The following is a 19,212-nucleotide window of genomic DNA, read 5'->3' as shown; positions in this document are numbered from 1 at the left end:
TCAGCGGCCCTCCGGGGCGGACGCGTCCAGGCGCAGCTCGCGCAGGGACAGGAAGTTGAAGGGATCCACGTCCACTCCGTGCAGGAAGGTCCGGGCCCGGAAATAGCGGTCCGGGTGGTAGAGCGGCGCGATGACGGCCATCTCGTCGAGCAGCAGCGCCTGAGCCTGGGCATAGAGCGTCCGGGCCCGCTCCGCGTCGGGCTCGGCGTCCGCCCGCTCCAACAGGGACTCGAAGCGCGCCATGGGCTCGCCACCCCGCTGCGTCTCCCAGCCCGTCTGGTGCAGACCGCTCTTCTCGAAGAGGGTGAAGAAGGTGTTGGGGTGCGCGTAGTCCGCGCCCAGGCGGCGCAGGTAGAGATCGTAGGCGCGGGGGCCCGAGGGCGTGCGGCGGGCCACCTCGGCGGAGAAGTCCGAGCGCGCGTCCAACGTCACCTGGACGCCCACCCGGGCGAGCTGCGCGGCCAGACGCTCGGCGATGGCCACCTCCGGCACGAACGAGTCCCCCGACCGGTAGACGAGCCGCAACGGCCGGTCCAGGCCCGCCACGGACGCCAGCGTCTCGCGCGCCCGCTCGGGCTCGAAGTGGGGCAGCCGCGCCGCCTCCTCGGGGGTTGCGGCTCCGGGCAGCTCCGGCGGCAGGAGCACCTGGCTCGGACGCACCTCGGGCAACAGGCCCTTCATCAGCGCCTCGCGATCGATGGCCTGGGAGAGGGCCCTCCGCACCTCGGGACGATTCAACGGCGCCTTCTCGGTGTTGAAGCCGAGGAAGTAGGTGGACAACAGGGGCTCGCGCTGGAGGTCCTCGGGCGCGCGGCCCCGGAGCGCGACGGCGCTGTCCACGAAGACGAACGCCACCCGCCCCCGCTCGTACAAGGCCGGGCCCACCTCGGACTTGAGCAGGGTGAGCACGGGCGCGAAGCGCTCGCCGGGGCCGAGCGGCGGAAGGAAGGCCGAGTGCGGGTTGTGCACCAGCCGCACCCGCTCTCCCGCGCGATCCCACTCCTCGACCCGGTAGGGGCCGAGCGCGAGCGGATGGCCGTCCCGGGGACGATCGAAGTAGTCGCGCACGGCCTCCTCGCTCCTGCCCTGGAGCACCGCCGAGGGCGTGGGGAAGAACAGGTAGACGTTGGCGAGGCGCGCGAGGAAGTAGCCCCGGGGCTGGCTCAGCGTGACGCGCAGGGTGTGCGCGTCCACCGCCTCCACGCCCACGCGCGCGAGCGCCGCCTGGAGGGCCTCGGGCGAAGCGCCCCGCTCCTGGAGCGCGAGCACGTCCTCGGCGCCCGCCAGATCCATCATCTCGCCGCGCTCGCGGCCCTGGAGCGCGCGGTGCCAGCCCAACACGAAGTCCTGGGCGGTGAGCGGCGTGGTGCCGTCGGACCAGCGCACGTCCTCGCGCAGGTGGAAGGTGAACACCTCCTGTCCCCGCTCGGTGAGCACGCGCTCCCAACTCCTGGCGAGCCCAGGCTGGACGGAATTGTCCGGCGCGAGCGTGGTGAGCCCGCGCTGGGTGGCGAGCATGACGGGGTAGTTGGACCAGCTGGTGGGATCCGAATGGCTCCAGTCGAGCGTGGTGGGCATCGCCGGGACGACGATCTTGACGCCTGGCTCGGCCTGGAAGCCGCACCGGCCACACCCCGTGGCCACGAGGACCAGGGCGAGCATCGAGACGAGCTGCGAGAAGCGCACGCGGGGAAGCACGGGGGCGGGGTTCTACCTCGCCCCCCCAGGGCGAACCTCAGACAAAAAATTCACCTGTTCGTGACACAAAATCCACGGCGAATTAACAGACGAGCGGCCCGAGGGTACCCGGAGCCGACGACACCCACTCGGGCGGAAGGAGACACACGTGGAGAACCGCAGCCCATCCCAGGTGAGCTTCGAGGCCCCTGGACCCGGAAGCTGGGAGCTGGAGACGGCCCATATGAAGGGGCCCATCACCCCCATCTGCGCGAATGCGATCACCCAGGGCCTGCGCCGGGGTTTCTCCGAGGCCACGGCCCGCTATGGCCTGGTGATGGATCACCTCCGGATGATCCCCGTCGAGGGCTTCATGTACGCCCAGACCGTCTACTTCGGAGACGCCGAGGGACCCTTGTCCCCCACGCACCCCGACATGCTCCGCCGGGTGAACACCGCGGAGCGGGCCCTGGAGGGCAAGTGGTGGCGCGAGGACTTGCGGCGCTGGGACGAGGAGGTCAAACCGGCCGCCATCCGCACCCACCACGCCTTGCAGGCCGTGGAGCCCGCGTCGCTGTCCACCGAGGAGCTGGCGGAGTACCTGCGGGCCATCGGCGAGCATCTGCGGGACATGACCCGCGTCCACCATGCCTTCAACATCGCGCACATCTTCCCCGTGGGAGACTTCCTCGTGCACGCCACGCAGTGGACGGGCAAGAGCCCGGGAGAGCTCGCCCGCCTCCTCAAGGGCGCCTCGGCCGTCTCGGCGCAACTGGCGACCCGCGAGCCCCCGGCGCTCGTCCAGGCCCTGCGCGAGGACGCGGCGGCCCGGGAGCTGCTGCTCTCGCGAACCCCGGCGAGGCGGATCCTCGACGAGCTGGTGGCGATGCCCGGCGCGGTGGGCGAGCAGATGAAGGCCCATCTCCAGCACGTCGGCTACCGGAGCCTGGGCTATGATCTCTCGGACCCCTACGTCCTGGAAGTGCCCGAGGCGCTGGTGCGCGGCATCCGGGGCGCGGTGGCGGGACGGGCTCCAGAGGATGATTCGGCCGAGGCGCGGCACCTGGAGCAGGTGCGCGAGGCCGTGCCGGCCGTCCACCGGGCCCTGTTCGACGAACTGCTCGCCGAGGCGCGGCTCGTCTATCGCCTGCGGGACGAGCGCAACACCTACAGCGACGGTTGGGCCATGGGGCTGACCCGGCGCGCGGTCCTGGCCGTGGGCACGCGGCTCCAGGAGCTGGGCCGGCTCACCGACGCGACGCTGGCCATCGAGGCGGAGCTGGAAGAACTCCAGGGGCTGCTGGCGGGGGCGAGTGCACCGACGAGCGAGGAGCTGCGGCGGCGCTTCCAGTGGAGGACGACGAAGAGCCACGTGGATGTCCCCGCCCGGCTCGGAGCGCCCCCCTCGCCCTCGCCCTCGCTGGACTGGCTGCCTCCGGCGGCGCGGCGGGTGAACACGGCGGTGACGTTCTACCTGGGCCGCATGATGGAGGAGCCCCCCGCCCAGACGACGAGGACGTCCGTGAGGGGCCTGCCGGTGAGCCCGGGCATCCACGAGGGCACGGCGCGCATCATCCGGGAGCAGACGGACCTCGGGCGCATCGAGGCGGGTGACGTGCTGGTGGCGGCCACGACGTCTCCGTACTTCAATGTGGTACTGCCCCTGCTCGGAGCCATCGTGACGGACCGGGGTGGGCAGCTCTGCCACGCGGCCATTGTCACGAGGGAGTACGGCATCCCGGGTATTGTCGGGACCCGCGACGCCACGAAGCTGGTACGCGATGGGGCGCGTGTGCGCGTCAATGGAACGACGGGAGAGCTGCAGGTGCTGGCATGAGCGTGGTGTCCCTACAGGAAGCGCTGTCCGAGGAGGATTTCGGTGGCAAGGCGGTCCAGCTCGGCGCGGCGCTGCGTGCCCGCCTGACGGTGCCCCCGGGGTTCGCCCTGTCGGTGCGGCAGGTGAACCAGATCGCCGAGGGCGAGCCGGAGGCCATGGCCCAGGTGCGGGAGCTGCTCGCCCAGGTAGGCCCCTCGGTGGCGGTGCGCTCGTCCGCAGTGGGTGAGGACTCGGCCAACGCGAGCTTCGCGGGTCAGCACCTCACCGCGCTCGCGGTGCGCACGCAGGACGCCCTGGTGGACGCGGTGAAGCAGGTGTGGGCCTCGGGCCGCTCCGACGCGGCCCTGGGCTACCGCCGCAAGATGGGCTGGGAGGGCGAGCCACGCGTGGCGGTGGTCGTCCAGCACCTCGTGGCGGCCGAGTGCGCCGGGGTGCTCTTCACGTGCGACCCCATGACGGGCGCGGACGAGCGGGTCATCGAGGCGACCTGGGGCCTGGGCGAGGCGGTGGTGGCCGGGCTCGTCACCCCGGACCGCTACCGCATCAGCCGGGACGGCCGCATCCTCGAGCGCACCGCGGGAGAGAAGGACCTGGCCATCCTCCCCCTTCCGGAGGGAGGAACACACGAGGTGGCGGTCGAGCCGGAGCGGGTGAACGCGTTGTGTCTCGACGACGAACGCCTGCACGCGCTCAACGCGCTCGCCGCCCGGTGCGAGGCCCACTTCGGAGGCCAGCAGGACCTGGAGTTCGCCTTCGTCGGTCCGAACCTCTACCTCCTCCAGCGCCGGGCGGTCACCCGTGTCGGGTGAGGCCCTTCCCGCCGAGGCGCATGTCGAGGAGCACGGCCTCTCGACGCGGACTCTGCTGGCGCTGGGGTTCACGGCCCTGCTGGTGCCCCTCAACTCGACGATGATCGCCGTGGCGCTGCCGACGATCGGCCACGAGTTCGGCGCGGGGCTCGGGACGCTGAGCCAGTGGCTGGTGACGAGCTACCTGCTGGTGAACATCGTCCTGCAGAGCCCGGGCGGCAAGCTGGGCGACGTGTGGGGCCACCGGCGGGTGCTGACCCTGGGCCAGGTGATGTTCACGCTGGGTGCCCTCGCGGGATTCTTCGCCCAGCACGTCGCCATGCTCGCGCTGGCGCGGATGCTCATGGCGGCGGGGGGCGCCGTCATCTCGCCCAGCTCCATGGCGATCCTCCGCAATGGGCTGCCACTGGACCGCCGGGCGCGGGCCTTCGGGATGTTCGGCGCGCTCATCACGCTGGCCGCGGCCCTGGGCCCGATGATCGGCGGCGAGCTGGTGTCCCGCCTGGGCTGGCCCTCCATCTTCCTGGTGAACGTCCCCATCCTCCTCCTCTCCGCGCTGGCGACTCGGGTAGGGGCGCCTCCGGAACCCATCCCCACCCAGCGCCCCGCCTTCGACATCATGGGCAGCGTGTTGCTCGGCCTGGGCCTGGGGCTCATCATCGTGGGCACCAAGAGCCACGGCGCCTGGAGCGTGGGGCTTCCGGCCGTGGGCCTGGTGCTGCTCGGGGTGATGTACCGCTGGGAGCGCAAGCAGCGCCACCCGGTCATCGACTTCCAGCTCTTCCGTTCACGGGCCTTCACGGCGGGCAGTGCCGTCATCGCGCTGCAGAACCTGGCCATGTACGGAATGCTGTTCCAGTTGCCCTATCTCTTCACGCAGCGCTTTGGCGAGGACACGGGGCGCACGGGCCGCACCATGCTCGCCATGATGATCATGATGACGATTGGCACGCCACTCGGAGGCCGGCTCTCCGAGAAACTGGGCGCGCGAGCCACGGCGGTGACGGGCGCGCTGCTGGGGCTCGCGGGCATGACGATCCTGGGCGTACGAACGGTGGACTCGCCCAACGAGGCCATCCTGCCGCTCATGCTGCTGGGGTTCGGCCTGTCCCTGGGCAACGCCCCCTCACAAGCCTCGGCGCTGAGCAGCGTGGACCGGACGCGCACTGGAATGGCCGCCGGAGTGATGTCCACCACGCGCTACCTGGGCGGAGTCGTGGGCATCGCGATCCTCGGTGGACTGCTGACGCAGGGCGCGGCGGCCGCGACCGAGCGGCAGCACCACGGTGCGATCGCCGTCTTCGGAGTCTCCCTGGCGCTCTCCGCCGTCGCGGCGCTCGCCCTGCCCCGCCGGGAAACCGCGCGCTGATCCAGGGCCCTTTTCATCATTTCTCCCAGAATTAATTCCGAGTGTTCGCGTCCTGACGTTCACCGAGCACGGACGAGCGGTGAACGCCGCCGCGGCCTCGAATCAACAACAGGGAGAAGGATCATGCAGTCATTTCGGAGTGGCTCCGCGAGTGGACGTATGGGGGTGAAGGGGTTGGCGGCGCTGGCGCTGCTCTTCCTGCCGCTGACGGCCGCCGCGGGCCCGGGTCCCCACTACCGGTGGGACGAGTCGAAGAACCGTCCCGCGCCCAACCGCTGCCGCAACGACTCGCAGTGCGATGGCGCGCGGACGTGCAGCCCCGCGGGCTGGTGCCAGGGCGAGGCCCGCCCCCTGCCGCCTCCGCCGCCGCCTCCTCCTCCGCCCGGCCGGGACCGCGGGCCGGACAGGCACCCCGACCGTGGAGACGCCAGGCCCCAGCGCTCCACCTTCATCCGAAGCCGGCTCAACGGGCTCGTGCTCGACATCCAGGGCGGCAATCGCCAGATGGGCGCGGGCATCATCGCCCACCGTGCCAAGGGCAACCGGGAAGGCAATGACAACCAGCAATGGGAGCTTGTCCCCACCCGGGGTGGCTATCTCATCCGGAGCCGGCTCAACGGGCTCGTGCTCGACATCGAGGGCGCCAGCAAGGCCATCAGCGCGCGGGTCATCACCTGGGAGGCCCATGGGAGCCCCAATCAGGTCTGGCAGCTCGTGCCCTCCCCCATCCGGGGCTACTACTACATCCAGAGCCAGCTCAACGGCTACGTGCTCGACATCGAGGGCGCCAGGACGGATGGCACGGGGCGGCTCATCACCCATCCCATGAAGCGCGGCGAGCGCGGCGGGGCGGACAACCAGCTCTGGCAGCTGGACGTCTGAACCCCCGTCGCGGAAACACCACGGGCCCCAGGGGAGAAACCCCCGGGGCCCGTGGTGCTTCAGGCATTCAGCGAGAAGGGGCTCAGGCCGGAGCGCCCGCGCCCGGATCCACGACGGTCGTCTTGGGCTGCTCGTTCTTGCGGCCGAACTCCTCGGGCTTCTCCAGGACGAGCGCCTCGCGCAGCACGTCGTCCACGAACTCCACGGGGATGATCCGCAGCTGGGCGCGGATCTTCTTGGGGATGTCCTTGAGATCCTTCTTGTTCGCCTTGGGGATGAGGACGGTCTTGATGCCAGCGCGGTGCGCGGCGAGCGTCTTCTCCTTCAAGCCACCGATGGGCAGCACGCGGCCGCGCAGGGTGATTTCACCCGTCATGGCCACGTCCTTGCGCACCTGGACGCGGGTGAGCGCGGACACGAGCGCCGTGCACATGGTGACACCGGCGGACGGGCCGTCCTTGGGAATGGCGCCCTCGGGCAGGTGGACGTGGATGTCGTAGTTCTCGAACATCTTGCGGTCGATGCCGAACTTGTCCGCCCGCGTGCGCACGTAGGACATGGCCGCCTGGGCCGACTCCTGCATCACCTCGCCCAGCTTGCCGGTGATGATGAGCTTGCCCTTGCCGGGCATCACCGTGGCCTCGGTGGTGAGGATCTCTCCGCCCATCTCCGTCCAGGCCAGGCCCGTCACGATGCCCACCTGGTCCTCGCGCTCGGCCATGCCGTAGCGGAAGCGCGGCGTGCCCAGGTACTTCATGGCCAGCTTGCGGTCGACCGCGATGTCGCGCTTGCCGTTCTTGAGCACGTCCCGGGCGATCTTCCGGTACACGCCGCCCACTTCCCGCTCGAGCGAACGCACGCCGGACTCGCGGGTGTAGCGGTGGATGATGGTGCGCAGGGCCTCGTTGGAGAAGTCGATCTTCAAGTCGCTCAGGCCGTTGGCCTCCTGCTCCTTGGGCAAGAGGTAGCGCCGCGCGATGTTGAGCTTCTCCGGCTCGGTGTAGCCCGCGATGCGGATGACCTCCATGCGGTCCTGGAGGGGACCGGGGATGTTGTGCATCGTGTTCGCGGTGCAGATGAACATCACCTTCGACAGGTCGTAGTCCAGGTCGAGGTAGTGGTCATTGAAGTTGTGGTTCTGCTCGGGGTCCAGCACCTCCAGCAGCGCCGCGCTGGGGTCGCCCCGGAAGTCGGTGGACATCTTGTCGATCTCATCGAGCAGGAAGACGGGGTTGTTGCTGCCCGCCTTCTTGAGCGACTGGATGAGCTTGCCCGGCATGGCACCGATGTACGTGCGCCGGTGGCCGCGGATCTCCGCCTCGTCGCGCACGCCGCCCAGGGACAGACGCACGAACTTGCGGCCGGTGGCACGGGCGATGGAGCGCGCGAGCGACGTCTTGCCCACGCCCGGAGGCCCCACGAAGCAGAGCACGGGGCCCTTGAGCTTCTTCACCAGCTGCTGCACGGCCAGGTACTCGAGGATGCGCTCCTTGGGGCGCTTGAGGCCGTAGTGGTCCTCGTTGAGCACGCGCTCGGCCTCGACGACGTCCAGGCGATCCTGCGTCTCCTCGTACCAGGGCAGGCTGATGATCCAGTCGATGTAGTTGCGCACGACGGTGGCCTCGGCGCTCATCGGGCTCATCATCCGGAGCTTCTTGAGCTCCTTCTTGACCTTGAGCGTGGCCTCCTTGCTCATGCGCTTGTTCTTGAGCTTCTCCTCGATCTCCTGGATCTCGTTCTTGAACTCGTCGCGCTCACCCAGCTCCTTCTGAATGGCCTGCATCTGCTCATTCAGGTAGTACTCCTTCTGGGTCTTCTCCATCTGCTTCTTGACGCGGGTGCGGATCTTCTTCTCGACCTGGAGGATCTCGATCTCACCCTGCATGAGCTCGTAGAGCTTCTCGAGCCGCTTGGCGGGGCTCTCCGTCTCGAGCAGCGCCTGCTTGTCATTCAGCTTGAGCGACAGGTGGGCGACGATGGTATCGGCCAGGCGCGCGGGGTCGTCGATGCTCGCCACCTGCATGAGCATCTCGGGCGGAATGCGCTTGTTGAGCTTCACGAAGGCCTCGAAGACCGAGTGCACGCTGCGCACGAGCGCCTCGAGTTCCACGGACTTCTCGCTGACCTCCTCGACGTCCTCCACCTCGACCATGAAGAAGGCGTCGTTGGGCTGGAACTTCTTCACGCGGGCCCGGCGCACGCCCTCCACGAGCACCTTCACCGTGCCGTCGGGCAGGGGCAGCAGCTGGATGACGTGGCCAATGGTGCCGAAATGAAAGATGTCATCCGACGTGGGATCGTTCGTCTTGGCCTTCTTCTGCGCGGCCAGGAGGATGACGGCCTTGTCGTCGGGGCCCTTGTGGGCCATCGCGTCCTTCAGCGCCGCGATGGACTTCTCCCGGCCGACGAACAACGGGACCACCATGTGCGGAAACACGATGATGTCGCGCAGCGGGAGGAGCGGAACGGTGCTTCCACGCTTCTGGGCATCCCTCTTGTCGTCTCGTCCGAAGAACATGTATTCGCCACCTGCCTGCTTGCCACCGAGGGCAGCAAGCCCCTGGAAAGTTGACCGCCCGGACACCCAGAGTCCGAGGGGATGAAGACGGCTTCTATAACACGGCGACTTTGTCGACCGTTCCCCAGGTGAAAGATGGGGGACATCGGCCTGCAAGCAAGGGAACACCTCCAGAAACAAGGGTGTTCGGCCGCTTCGTTAGCGGCCCGAGAACTCCCCGCCATCCAAGGGCCGGGGTTGCAAGTCCACCTGCAACACGCTCGCCAGGAAGCTGTAGGAGTCCACATTGGACTCGATGGCCTTGGCGACTTGATCGGCGCCTCCGTGACCCGCGTTGGCCTCGATTCTTAATAGGGCGGGGGCCTCGGGGCCCGCCTTCCGGAGGGCGGCCACGAACTTGCGAGCGTGCAGCGGGTCCACGCGGTCATCGTGGTCCGCGGCCATCATCAGGAGGGCGGGGTACGCGGTGCCCTGCTTCACCTGGTGGTAGGGCGAGTAGGCGTGCAGGACGGGGAAGTCGGCGGGGTCATCGGCGGTGCCGTACTCCGGAATCCACGTCTTGCCGCTGCCGAACAGATGGTAGCGCACCATGTCCAACAAGGGGACCTGACACACCACCGCGCCGTAGAGCTCCGGGCGCTGGGTCATCGCGGCCCCCACGAGCAGGCCGCCGTTGCTCCCCCCGGAGATCGCCAGGCGGGAAGGCCGGGTGTACCCCTCGCGGACGAGGTACTCGGCCGCGGCGTGGAAGTCGTCGAAGACGTTCTGCTTCTGGTGGAGGCGGCCGGCCTCGTGCCAGTCCTTGCCGTACTCCCCGCCCCCGCGCAGGTTGGCCACCACGTACACCCCTCCCGCGTCCAGCCAGGGATAGATGCTGGAGCGGAACGAGGGCAGCAGGCTCACATTGAAGCCGCCATACCCGTAGAGCAGCACCGGCCGCTCGCCGTCGCGCTTCAGGTCCTCGCGGTGCACGAGGAAGAGCGGCACCCGGGTGCCATCCTTGGAGTCGCAGAAGACCTGCCGGACCGTGTAGCGCTCGGGGTGGATGGGCAGCTGCACCCGCGCCCACACGTCCACGCGGCCGGTGGACACGGACGTCTTGTAGACCTGGGGGGGCGTGACGAACGAGCTGAAGACGAACCAGGCGTCGTCCCGATCCTCCAGACCGTAGAGGTTGCTCGCCGCGCCCACGCCCGGCAGCGCCACGTCGCGCACGGGCTGGCCCTCCAGCGTCACCAGACGAATCCGGGTGGTGGCGTCGCGCAGGTACTCCAGCGCCAGGTGCCCCCCCACGATGTTGACGCCCTGCAGCGAGGCCTCCGCGTCCTCGGCGACGAGCTCCGTCCAGGCCGCGCGCTCGGGCTTCCGGGGGTCCACCTTGAAGACCCGTTGCCGGGGAGCGCCCTCATCGGTGAGGACGTAGAAGGTGTCGCGCCACACGTCGACGGAGTACTTCGCGCCCCGCCCCTTCACCAGGAGGCGGAAGTCCGTCTCCCCCACCCGCTTCCACCAGATGTCGTTCTCGCTCCAGCCCCGGGTGACGTAGACGAAGAGGTAGGTGCCCTCCCGGCTGACGCCCCCGTTGAGGAACGTCCTCGGGTCTCCCGTGCGCGGGTGCACCACCGCGTCCTCGCTCGGAGGCGTGCCCAGCCGGTGCAGGCGCAGCTCGGTGTAGCCGGGCCGCTCGGCCACGGGGATGGAGGGCTCCGAGGGCAGCCACGCGTAATAGAAGGACTGGCTGTCCGGCATCCAACTGGGAGAGGCGTACTTGGCGCCCTCGATGACGTCCAGCTCGCTCCAGACGCCGGTGTCCACGTCCAGCACGTGGAGGATGGCCTCGTCCGCCGCGTTGGGCCTGCGGGAGAAGGCCAGCTTGCGCCCATCCCACGAGGGCGACCACACCCCGAGCGACACCGTGCCGTCCGCGCTCCAGGTGTTGGGGTCGAGCAGCACGCGCTCCTCGCCCGCCTCGCCCTCGCGCCAGTAGAGGACGGCCTTCTCCTTGTCCTTGTGGGTGCGGACGTAGAAGTAGCGCTCGCCCCGGACGGCGGGCGCGGACTGGGACTCCACGTAGAAGAGCTCCGTGAAGCGCCGGCGCAGCGCCTCGCGGCCGGGCAGCCGCTCCAGATGCTCCCGGGTGAAGGCATCCTGGGCCTTCATCCAGGCCTGGACCTCCGGCGAGCGCTCATCCTCGAGCCACCGGTAGGGGTCGGCCACCTCCACGCCGTGCAACGTGTCCACCACCGCCTCGGACCTCGTGGGCGGGTAGTTCATCCGGTCGTCCCTTTCGGCAAAGAAGACGCCCCCGGCGTCCCCACCACGTGGGACAGACGGGGGCGGCACACCTCACGGCGACCCGGGACGAGCCCGGGTGGCCGTGACGAGGGTCAGGCGCTTTCCTTCTTCTGCTCGGGCTCCTTCTCCTTGTTGTCCTGGGAGTGGAGCACCACCGGCTCGCTCTTCTTGAGGATGACTTCCTCGGAGATGACGACCTCGCGGGCCGTCTTGCGCGAGGGCAGCTCGTACATGATGTCCAGCATGGCGCTCTCCAGGATGGAGCGCAGACCGCGCGCGCCCGCCTTGCGGCGGATGGCCTCGGTGGACACGGCCTTGAGCGCCCCGTCCGTGAACTTGAGCGAGATGCCGTCCAGGTCGAAGAGCTTCTTGTACTGCTTGGTGAGCGCGTTCTTCGGCTGGCTGAGGATGTTCACCAGCGCCGGCTCGTCCAGTTCCTCGAGCGCCGTCACGATGGGCAGGCGGCCGATGAACTCCGGAATCATGCCGAACTTGAGCAGGTCCTCCGGCTCCACGTGCTTGAGCAGCTCGGTGAGGTTGCGCTGCTTCTTGGACTGGATGTCCGCGCCGAAGCCCAGGCTGCGTCCGCCCAGGCGCCGCTCGATCACCTGCTCGAGGCCACCGAAGGCGCCGCCGCAGATGAAGAGGATGTTCGTCGTGTCCACCTGCAGGAACTCCTGCTGCGGGTGCTTGCGGCCCCCCTTGGGCGGCACGTTGGCGATGGTGCCCTCGATGATCTTGAGCAGCGCCTGCTGCACGCCCTCGCCCGACACGTCGCGGGTGATGGAGGGGTTCTCCGACTTGCGGGCGATCTTGTCGATCTCGTCGATGTAGACGATGCCGCGCTGGGCGCGCTCGATGTCGTGGTCGGCCGCCTGCAGCAGGTTGACGATGATGTTCTCGACATCCTCGCCCACGTAGCCGGCCTCGGTGAGGCAGGTGGCGTCCGCGATGGTGAAGGGCACGTTGAGGATGCGCGCGAGCGTCTGGGCGAGCAGCGTCTTGCCGCTGCCGGTGGGGCCGAGCAGGAGGATGTTGCTCTTCTGCAGCTCCACATCGTCCATGGCGACCTTGGACTCGATGCGCTTGTAGTGGTTGTGCACCGCCACGGAGAGCGTCTTCTTCGCGCGCTCCTGGCCCACCACGTACTCGTCCAGGATGGCCTTGATCTCACTGGGCCGCGGGATGCGCAGCTTGGTGTCCTTGGTCTCCTCGCGGTCGATCTCCTCCGCGATGATGTCGTTGCAGAGGCCGATGCACTCGTCGCAGATGTAGACCGTCGGTCCGGCGATGAGCTTCTTCACCTCTTTCTGCGACTTGCCGCAGAAGGAACAGCAGAGGGACTGGTTGTCTCGCTTCTCCACGTTCTTGCCCGCCATGTTAGCCCTCGCCGCAACTGCCTGGAGGTGCGCTTCCCACCGGCCCGCTCCCCCTGCCCACGGCCAATCTAGTCAGTCCCCCGCGGGACCGTCCACGCACCTGCTGGCTACTTAACACCCCAAAACATCTGGCGCAGAAATCAGAAGCCGGAGACGCGGTCCGTCATTCCCGCGTCCCCGGCCCGGATGCCCCATGAGGAGGCGTGCTACTTGCGCTCGCCCGGAGGCAGCAGGACCTTCCGGGGATTCTGCACCTCATCGAGGATGCCGTACGCCTTGGCCTCGGCGGCGCCCATGAAGTAGTCGCGGTCCGTGTCCTTCTCGACACGCTCGATGGGCTGGCCGGTGTGCTTCACGATGAGCTCGTTGAGCTTGGCCCGCATCCGCAGGATTTCCTTGGCCTGGATCTCGATGTCCGTGGCCTGGCCCCGCACCCCGCCCAGGGGCTGGTGGATCATGATGCGCGCGCTGGGCAGCGCGTAGCGCTTGCCCTTCGCCCCGGCCAGCAGGAGCACCGCGCCCATGGACGCCGCCTGACCCACACAGATGGTGGAGACGTTCGGCTTCACGTACTGCATGGTGTCGTAGATGGCCAGGCCCGCCGTCACCGAGCCGCCCGGCGAGTTGATGTAGAGGTTGATGTCCTTGTCCGGGTCCTCGGACTCGAGGAACAGGAGCTGGGCGACGATGACGTTGGCCACGTCATCGTCGATCTCCGTTCCCAACATGACAATCCGGTCCTTCAGGAGCCGGCTGTAGATGTCGTACGAGCGCTCTCCACGGTGGGTCTGCTCGATGACGTAGGGAACGGGCATGAAGGGCATGGCAACCTCAGAGGGTCAGTGAAGAAGGAACGCCTAGGAATACTTCGCCTGACCCTTCAGGAATTCAATCGTCTTTTCTTCGCGGAGTCGCAGGCTCAACCCCTGGCGCTCGTCAGGGCCCTTGAAGTACTTGCGCACCACGTCGATGGACTGGTTGGCCTCCTGCGCCAGCTCGGAGATCTTCTTCTCCAGGTCCTCGTCGCTGGTCTGGATGCCCTCCTTGAGGGCGATGGCCTCGAAGAGCAGCGCGCCGCGCACCTCCTGGAGGGCCTCCTCGCGCAGGTCCTCGCGCAGCCGGGCGAAGTCCAGGTTGAGGCGGCGCGGATCCATGCCCATGCGGGCCATGGCGCGCAGACGCGTCTCGAGCATCTGGTCGATGGTGCGCTCCACCATGGCCTTGGGAACCTCGAAGGGGTTCTTCTCGATGAGGGCCTTGATGAGGGCCTCGCGCTCCTCGTTGAGCGCCTTGGTCTTCTTGCCCTGCTCCAGGTCCGCGCGGATCTTCGTGCGCAGCTCGTCGAGCGACTGGGCCTGACCGGCCTCCTTGGCGAAGTCGTCGTTGAGCTCGGGGATGATCTTCTTCTTGAGCCCCTTCACGTGGAACTTGAAGTGGGCGGCCTTGCCCTTGACGTCCTCCACGCGGTAGTCGGCCGGGAAGGTGTAGTCCAGCTCCCGGGTCTCACCGACCTTGGCGCCCTCGAGCGCGGCCACGTTGGACTCGACCAGCTCACCCGGGGCCAGCTCCACCGTCACGCCCTCGGCCTTGCTGCCGGCGAACTCCTTGCCCTCGACGGTCGCCTCGTAGTCGACCGTGGCGAAGTCGCCCGCCTGGGCCACGTCCCGATCCTCGATGGGATCCAACCGGGCCAGGTTCTGGCGCAGCTGCTCCAGGCGCTCGTTCACGTCCGAGTCGGCCACCTGGGTGTCCGCGCGCGTGAGCGCCAGACCCTGGTAGTCCTTGGCCTCCACGCGGGGCTTCACCTCGACGCGCGCCTCGAAGGAGAAGGGCGCGTTGGGCTTGAGGCCCGAGTTCTGCGTCACCTGGGGCGGCGCCACGGCCTCCACCTTGTGATCGCGCACGGCCTGCAGCCAGGCGCTCTGCACCACGCGCTGGATGACGTCGTCCTCGACCCGATCGCGGAAGCGCTGCTCGAGGATGCGGCGCGGCACCTTGCCCTGCCGGAAGCCGGGCAGCTTCACCTGCTGGCCCAGCGCGGTATACGCACGGGTGAGCTCCTCGGCCACGCGGGCGGTGTCGACCTCGATGGAGAGCTTCTTCTCGATGGGAGAAAGCTCCTCGACCTGGACCTTCATGTGATGCCTCGCTCGCGCCGGGCCCGCTGCCGGGACACCGACGTGTCGGATGGGTGAAGACGTGACGAAAACAGGGAGGTGCGCGTTTAGGGGATAGGGACGGGCCCGGTCAACGCGAAAGGGCCGGAATGGGCGAGGAGGGACTCGAACCCTCACACCTTGCGGTACCAGATCCTAAGTCTGGCGCGTCTACCAGTTTCGCCACCCGCCCGGATGCGCACCGTGCCTTGTACCCCGAAAACGGGAGCCCGGCGGACACGGAGCCAAGGACCCCCAAAAAGAAACAGGGCCCTCTCATCACTGAGAGGACCCCGTTTGAGTTGAGAGCGGAGGGAATCGAACCCACAACCTATGGATTAAGAGTCCATTGCTCTACCAATTGAGCTACGCTCCCGACCTTCTACCGTGCTGCGCCGCCGAGCGGCTCGTCACCGCGCGTCGACGGGGACGGCTTGTACGGTGACGCGTCGGCCACGTCAAACTCTTTTTTTCGCCCTCCCTTCACCCCCCTTTTCCGGCTCCGCGACACCGCTCGCCCGCCCTCCGGGCAGGCCTGAACACGTGTTCAGCAAGGCGTCGGCCCCGGGGGATAGAATGTCACCGCTACAGGGTTGAATCAGTCCCCCGAAGGCGCGGGCGGACGGAGGTCGTCCGCCCTTTTCGAAGGCGAGGAGCACAGCAGCGGCATGGAAGCGCACAACAAGACGGAAACGGCGTCGGGCCAGTGGAGCCCCGAGCGCGTGGAGCTCATCCGGCGGACCATCTGCCCCCGAGGCATCGGGGAAGACGAGTTCGCCCTCTTCATCGAACAGTGCAAGCGCTCCGGGTTGGACCCGTTGCTCAAGGAGGCTTTCTGCGTGGCCCGGAGACAGAACGCGGGAAGCCGGGAGAAGCCCAACTGGGTGTCCCGGCACGAATTCCAGCCCTCGGAAGCGGGGATGCTGGCGCGCGCGGAGCGCTTCCCGGACTGCAAGGGCATCCAGGCGAGCGCGGTGTACGCCGAGGATGAAATCATCGTGGACCAGGGCAAGGGCGAGGTGGTGCACCGCTTCAACCCGGCCAAGCGCAAGGGCAGCCTCGTCGGGGCCTGGGCGCGCGTGGTGCGCGAGGGCAAGCTGCCCGTGGTGGTGTGGTTGGACTTCGCGGGCTACGTCCAGCAGACGCCCCTGTGGGCGAAGATCCCCACCACGATGATCGAGAAGTGCGCGCGCGTGGCGGCCCTGCGCAAGGCGTACCCCGAGGCGTTCGGCGGCCTGTACGTGCGCGAGGAGATGCCGGCCGAGGAGTTCGACTCCCCGTCCGAGCCCATCTCCACGCAGGGTCTGGGCTCCGTGAAGGCCTCCTTCCCCACCTCGCCCCGTGAGGTGCGCGAGGCCCGTGAGGAGGCGAAGGCGCCCGAGCACGCGCCGGAGCCGGTCAAGGAGACCGCGCGGGAGCCCGAGGCCCCCGCCATGGAGAGCGTGAAGGCCGAGAGCGTGAAGGCCCGGCCGGCGCCCGTCCCCCCGCCCGCTCCCGAGCCGGCTCCGGCGGCGGCCGAGCCCGCCCCGAAGCTCAAGGGCTCGTCGGTGGTGGTGGCGTTCGGCGCGAACAAGGGCCGGACGGCCTCCGAGCTCAGCGACGAGGAGCTGGCGGAGACCATCGACCTGGCGCACGAGAAGCTGATGGAGCAGCCCAAGGCCAAGTGGGCCCGGGCGATGCGCGAGAACCTCGCGGCGCTCGAGCTCGAGGCCGAGCTGCGCTGCCGCGTCCCCGCGGCGAACGAAGCCAAGCTCTGAGCGCTCCACGACGTCCGCTTCACTTCACACGGCGGCACTCCCTCCCGGGAGTGCCGCCGTTGTCGTTCCAGGCCGCACGAAAAAAGAGCGCCCCACCGGCGGCCTCCTGGGGGAAGGCCACGGGTGGGGCGCGGAGAGGAAGGGAAGGCTACTGCACGTCCTGCAGGCTGCGGCCCTGGACCCACCCGTCGTGGTAGACGACGCCCACCGGCGCGATGGTGCTGTTCCGGTACAGGCCGACCTTCAAGTAGTTCGTCTGGCCCGAGTACATGGTGGCGCCATAGAGCTTGGGCAGCACCAGGTTGCCCCGGTAGTACAGCTCCACGAAGCCCACGTTGGACTTGGCCGACCACTTCACGTGGAAGACGAAGTCGAGCCACTGACCGCGCACCAGCGGGGTCTGCCACACCACGGTGGAGCCGCGCATGCGCAGGTAGATGGTCTCACCGTTGACGTAGAACTCCACCGGGGGCGAGCCGTTGCTGCCGCTGTGGTGCCACTGGGTGAAGAGCTGCCACGTCTTCGCGCTCGGGAAGTCGGAGGCGAACATGGTGCTCCACTTGTAGTAGTACTCGTCGCCTTCCTTCTCGTTCGTCATCCGCACCAGCTCGTTGCGATTGCCGCTGGCGCTGATGGGGTTGTCACCCTGACGCACCGTCACCTTGATGGCGTAGCTGCCCTGCCGGGTGGGCGAGGACACCACCTGGAGCCGGTCCGCGTTGACCATCTGCGTGCTGCTCCACTGGGAGCGGCTACCGGTCTCGAAGTCACCCCGCCACACCACGCCCGAACCCGAGCCCGCCTCCGCGGCCACGCCACACGCGCGGGCCTCGGCGATGCTCGCCCAGTCATTCTGCGAGTTGCCCTGGAAGGTGATGCGCAGCCGGCGGGCCGTCCTCGCGGCGAAGGAGACCGTCTCCGCCACCGTGGTGGTGCCACTGCTCGTCCCCGTGTAGACGGGCGTATAGACCATCCCATCCGTGGAGACGGACACAGCGAAGTTGTTGGTGCGCTGGTTGCCCTGATGCCAGGCGATGGCGGCACCCGACACCGTGCGCGCCGAACCCAGGTCGTAATCAATCCACGACCCCTTGCCCAGGTTGCTCCAGCGCGTGCCGAGCTGGTCATCCAGGGTGTTCTGGGGGCCATTTCCATCGTTGCCGGAAGCGATCACCGAGGTCGCGGAAAGCGGGGAGCAATTCTGCGTGCTCAGTGCATCGGCCGTGACACCCAGCGTTTGGGTTGACTCGTCGGCGTCCAGCTGCTCGGGACCTCCGCAAGCAACAACACCAGCCAGGGCGAACACGGTTTCAACCAGCAGGAGGGTCTTCTTCAATGAGGCTCTCCGGGGGGAAAGACAGACAGGGAGTGGAACGGATCGCACGGGGGCACGATCCGGTGAAACGGCTTGATGGGTTATCCAGTACGCGAGGCTCTCGTGGTTCCAATCGAGACCAGGCCCGAGCTGCCCGAGTGTACCCGCGTGTGAGACATTGACTCCTTATCCAGACACCCGCGAAACACGGCCGCGCTGGATGGGTCAGCACCATCCCCTATCTTTGTAGACCAATCAACATGCACCGCAGATGCCCGCGCGGAGAGCGAGGAGACAGGCATCGGGGGTATTTCACTAGCAGCGGCGGCAAAGCCTCATCACGCCCTCGGTGGCGTGGGGCATCTGGCCGCAAAGACACACACGCCGGGTCATCCTCGAGGGACGGCCCATGTACGGCACGAGGCGCCGCCCCCGTACATAAGGGAGCGGCGCCTCGTGGAGGGCAACGGACTCAGGCCACGGAACGCAGCGGCGAGAACAGGTCCTCCACGGTGTGCAGGCAGTCTCCCAGGAAGCGGATGTACAGGGTCATCGCCAGGGCCCCCGTCTCCGCGTAGATGCGGGCGTTCCCGGGCGAGAGGCTGATCGCCTCCTCGAGCATCCTCTCATTGAGCAGGGTATGGCCCACGTCCACGGCCACGTGCTCGGTCAGGAAGGTGAGCATGCCAGCCACCTCCGGGCCAAGCAACCGCTCCACCTGCTGCATCAGCTTGGGACCGAAGTACACCGCCAGGAAGCCGACCTCCCGCTCGATGGCGATCTGCCCCACCGGGAAGGCGCCCCCGATGGTCTCGTCATGCAGCCGACGGTAGGCGGCCATGCTCTCGAACGGTGGCTGAGCGCACAACTCCCGCACCGACAGCGTGGGCAGGTAGCGGGTGTTCCAGTGGCCCACCAGGCTGCGCGCGTCCTCGAGCGTCATCAGGTGGTGGCCCGTCTCGCTCTTGGCGTGGGTGATGAGGGCCCGGCCCATCTTCTCCATCCCCTGTTCGATGCAGCGCTGGCCGGTGCCGCGAATCCACCCATCCACCGGCTCGGTCATGTACGCCGCGCGCGCCATCCACTCGATGAGGAAGCGGGCGAGGACCTTGGGATTGAGAGAGGGATCCAACAGCCGCCGCAACGCGGGATCCGTGTCCAGCAGAGCGCGGGCCGGCAGAGCATGGGGCTCGTACAGATTCTTCAGCAGTTCCATGG

General features: G+C 68.2%; 13 protein-coding genes and 2 tRNA genes. 5 read left to right on the top strand and 10 right to left on the bottom strand.

What is annotated here, in order from left to right; translation table 11 throughout:
• A complete protein-coding gene (locus tag MEBOL_RS26985; RefSeq protein ID WP_095983027.1) occupies nt 1–1,662 on the bottom strand; it encodes a peptide ABC transporter substrate-binding protein in 1,662 nt (553 codons plus the stop codon).
• A gap of 184 nt (nt 1,663–1,846) precedes the next feature.
• Here MEBOL_RS26985 and MEBOL_RS26980 point away from each other — a divergent pair, with 184 nt between their 5' ends.
• The 4 genes from MEBOL_RS26980 (at nt 1,847) to MEBOL_RS26965 (ending at nt 6,574) form a co-directional block, all read left to right on the top strand.
• Nucleotides 1,847–3,514 carry a PEP-utilizing enzyme gene (locus MEBOL_RS26980; protein WP_095980149.1) on the top strand — a complete coding sequence of 556 codons (1,668 nt, stop codon included), beginning with the start codon at nt 1,847–1,849 and terminating at the stop codon, nt 3,512–3,514.
• Nucleotides 3,511–4,323, top strand: a complete 813-nt coding sequence (locus tag MEBOL_RS26975; RefSeq protein ID WP_095980148.1) for a PEP/pyruvate-binding domain-containing protein — start codon at nt 3,511–3,513, stop codon at nt 4,321–4,323. Before MEBOL_RS26980 ends, MEBOL_RS26975 begins: the two co-directional genes overlap by 4 nt.
• Nucleotides 4,313–5,692, top strand: a complete 1,380-nt coding sequence (locus MEBOL_RS26970; RefSeq protein ID WP_095980147.1) for an MFS transporter — start codon at nt 4,313–4,315, stop codon at nt 5,690–5,692. The genes MEBOL_RS26975 and MEBOL_RS26970 overlap by 11 nt, the downstream gene beginning before the upstream one ends.
• A 123-nt stretch (nt 5,693–5,815) precedes the next feature.
• Nucleotides 5,816–6,574 carry an RICIN domain-containing protein gene (locus MEBOL_RS26965; RefSeq protein ID WP_095980146.1) on the top strand — a complete coding sequence of 253 codons (759 nt, stop codon included), beginning with the start codon at nt 5,816–5,818 and terminating at the stop codon, nt 6,572–6,574.
• An 82-nt stretch (nt 6,575–6,656) separates the two neighbouring features.
• Here MEBOL_RS26965 and lon read toward each other — a convergent pair whose 3' ends face one another.
• The 7 genes from lon to MEBOL_RS26930 all read right to left on the bottom strand — a co-directional run bounded on the left by lon (nt 6,657) and on the right by MEBOL_RS26930 (nt 15,298).
• Nucleotides 6,657–9,092, bottom strand: coding sequence for an endopeptidase La (lon, locus tag MEBOL_RS26960; protein ID WP_095980145.1), 2,436 nt, complete (start codon nt 9,090–9,092; stop codon nt 6,657–6,659).
• Nucleotides 9,093–9,290: 198 nt separating this feature from the next.
• Entirely contained in the window at nt 9,291–11,366 is a 2,076-nt protein-coding gene (locus tag MEBOL_RS26955) for a prolyl oligopeptidase family serine peptidase (protein WP_095980144.1), read from the bottom strand.
• A 113-nt stretch (nt 11,367–11,479) separates the two neighbouring features.
• Nucleotides 11,480–12,766, bottom strand: coding sequence for an ATP-dependent Clp protease ATP-binding subunit ClpX (gene clpX / locus MEBOL_RS26950; RefSeq protein ID WP_095980143.1), 1,287 nt, complete (start codon nt 12,764–12,766; stop codon nt 11,480–11,482).
• Between the two features lie 206 nt (nt 12,767–12,972).
• Nucleotides 12,973–13,590, bottom strand: a complete 618-nt coding sequence (clpP, locus tag MEBOL_RS26945; protein ID WP_095980142.1) for an ATP-dependent Clp endopeptidase proteolytic subunit ClpP — start codon at nt 13,588–13,590, stop codon at nt 12,973–12,975.
• Nucleotides 13,591–13,623: 33 nt separating this feature from the next.
• Nucleotides 13,624–14,904 (bottom strand): trigger factor, encoded by a 1,281-nt coding sequence (gene tig / locus MEBOL_RS26940; RefSeq protein ID WP_095980141.1) that lies wholly within the window; start codon nt 14,902–14,904, stop codon nt 13,624–13,626.
• Between the two features lie 129 nt (nt 14,905–15,033).
• A tRNA-Leu gene (locus MEBOL_RS26935) sits at nt 15,034–15,115 on the bottom strand.
• A gap of 110 nt (nt 15,116–15,225) precedes the next feature.
• Nucleotides 15,226–15,298: transfer RNA gene (locus tag MEBOL_RS26930), tRNA-Lys, on the bottom strand.
• A gap of 292 nt (nt 15,299–15,590) precedes the next feature.
• Here MEBOL_RS26930 and bet point away from each other — a divergent pair.
• On the top strand, nt 15,591–16,679 hold the full coding sequence (gene bet / locus MEBOL_RS26925) for a phage recombination protein Bet (protein WP_095980140.1): 1,089 nt from the start codon (nt 15,591–15,593) through the stop codon (nt 16,677–16,679).
• A 148-nt stretch (nt 16,680–16,827) separates the two neighbouring features.
• Here the strand turns inward: bet and MEBOL_RS26920 are convergent, their stop codons facing one another.
• Both MEBOL_RS26920 and MEBOL_RS26915 read right to left on the bottom strand, forming a co-directional pair.
• The gene (locus MEBOL_RS26920) at nt 16,828–18,015 is read right to left on the bottom strand and encodes a heparin lyase I family protein (RefSeq protein WP_095980139.1); all 1,188 of its coding nucleotides are present in this window, start codon (nt 18,013–18,015) and stop codon (nt 16,828–16,830) included.
• Nucleotides 18,016–18,466: 451 nt separating this feature from the next.
• Complete coding sequence (locus MEBOL_RS26915) at nt 18,467–19,210, bottom strand: hypothetical protein (RefSeq protein WP_095980138.1); 744 nt, start codon at nt 19,208–19,210, stop codon at nt 18,467–18,469.
• Between the last annotated feature and the right edge of the window lie 2 nt (nt 19,211–19,212).

This window comes from Melittangium boletus DSM 14713 (assembly GCF_002305855.1).
Lineage (GTDB): Bacteria > Myxococcota > Myxococcia > Myxococcales > Myxococcaceae > Cystobacter > Cystobacter boletus.
Note: the sequence above shows the minus strand (reverse complement) of the source record. Positions and strands in the feature narration are given on the sequence as shown.

Coding starts and splice junctions, on each gene's coding strand:
- clpP (WP_095980142.1), bottom strand. CDS start 13,590: ATGCCCTTCATGCCCGTTCCCTACGTCATCGAGCAGACCCACCGTGGA.
- lon (WP_095980145.1), bottom strand. CDS start 9,092: ATGTTCTTCGGACGAGACGACAAGAGGGATGCCCAGAAGCGTGGAAGC.
- MEBOL_RS26985 (WP_095983027.1), bottom strand. CDS start 1,662: ATGCTCGCCCTGGTCCTCGTGGCCACGGGGTGTGGCCGGTGCGGCTTC.
- MEBOL_RS26915 (WP_095980138.1), bottom strand. CDS start 19,210: ATGGAACTGCTGAAGAATCTGTACGAGCCCCATGCTCTGCCGGCCCGC.
- tig (WP_095980141.1), bottom strand. CDS start 14,904: ATGAAGGTCCAGGTCGAGGAGCTTTCTCCCATCGAGAAGAAGCTCTCC.
- MEBOL_RS26975 (WP_095980148.1), top strand. CDS start 3,511: ATGAGCGTGGTGTCCCTACAGGAAGCGCTGTCCGAGGAGGATTTCGGT.
- MEBOL_RS26965 (WP_095980146.1), top strand. CDS start 5,816: ATGCAGTCATTTCGGAGTGGCTCCGCGAGTGGACGTATGGGGGTGAAG.
- bet (WP_095980140.1), top strand. CDS start 15,591: ATGGAAGCGCACAACAAGACGGAAACGGCGTCGGGCCAGTGGAGCCCC.
- clpX (WP_095980143.1), bottom strand. CDS start 12,766: ATGGCGGGCAAGAACGTGGAGAAGCGAGACAACCAGTCCCTCTGCTGT.
- MEBOL_RS26955 (WP_095980144.1), bottom strand. CDS start 11,366: ATGAACTACCCGCCCACGAGGTCCGAGGCGGTGGTGGACACGTTGCAC.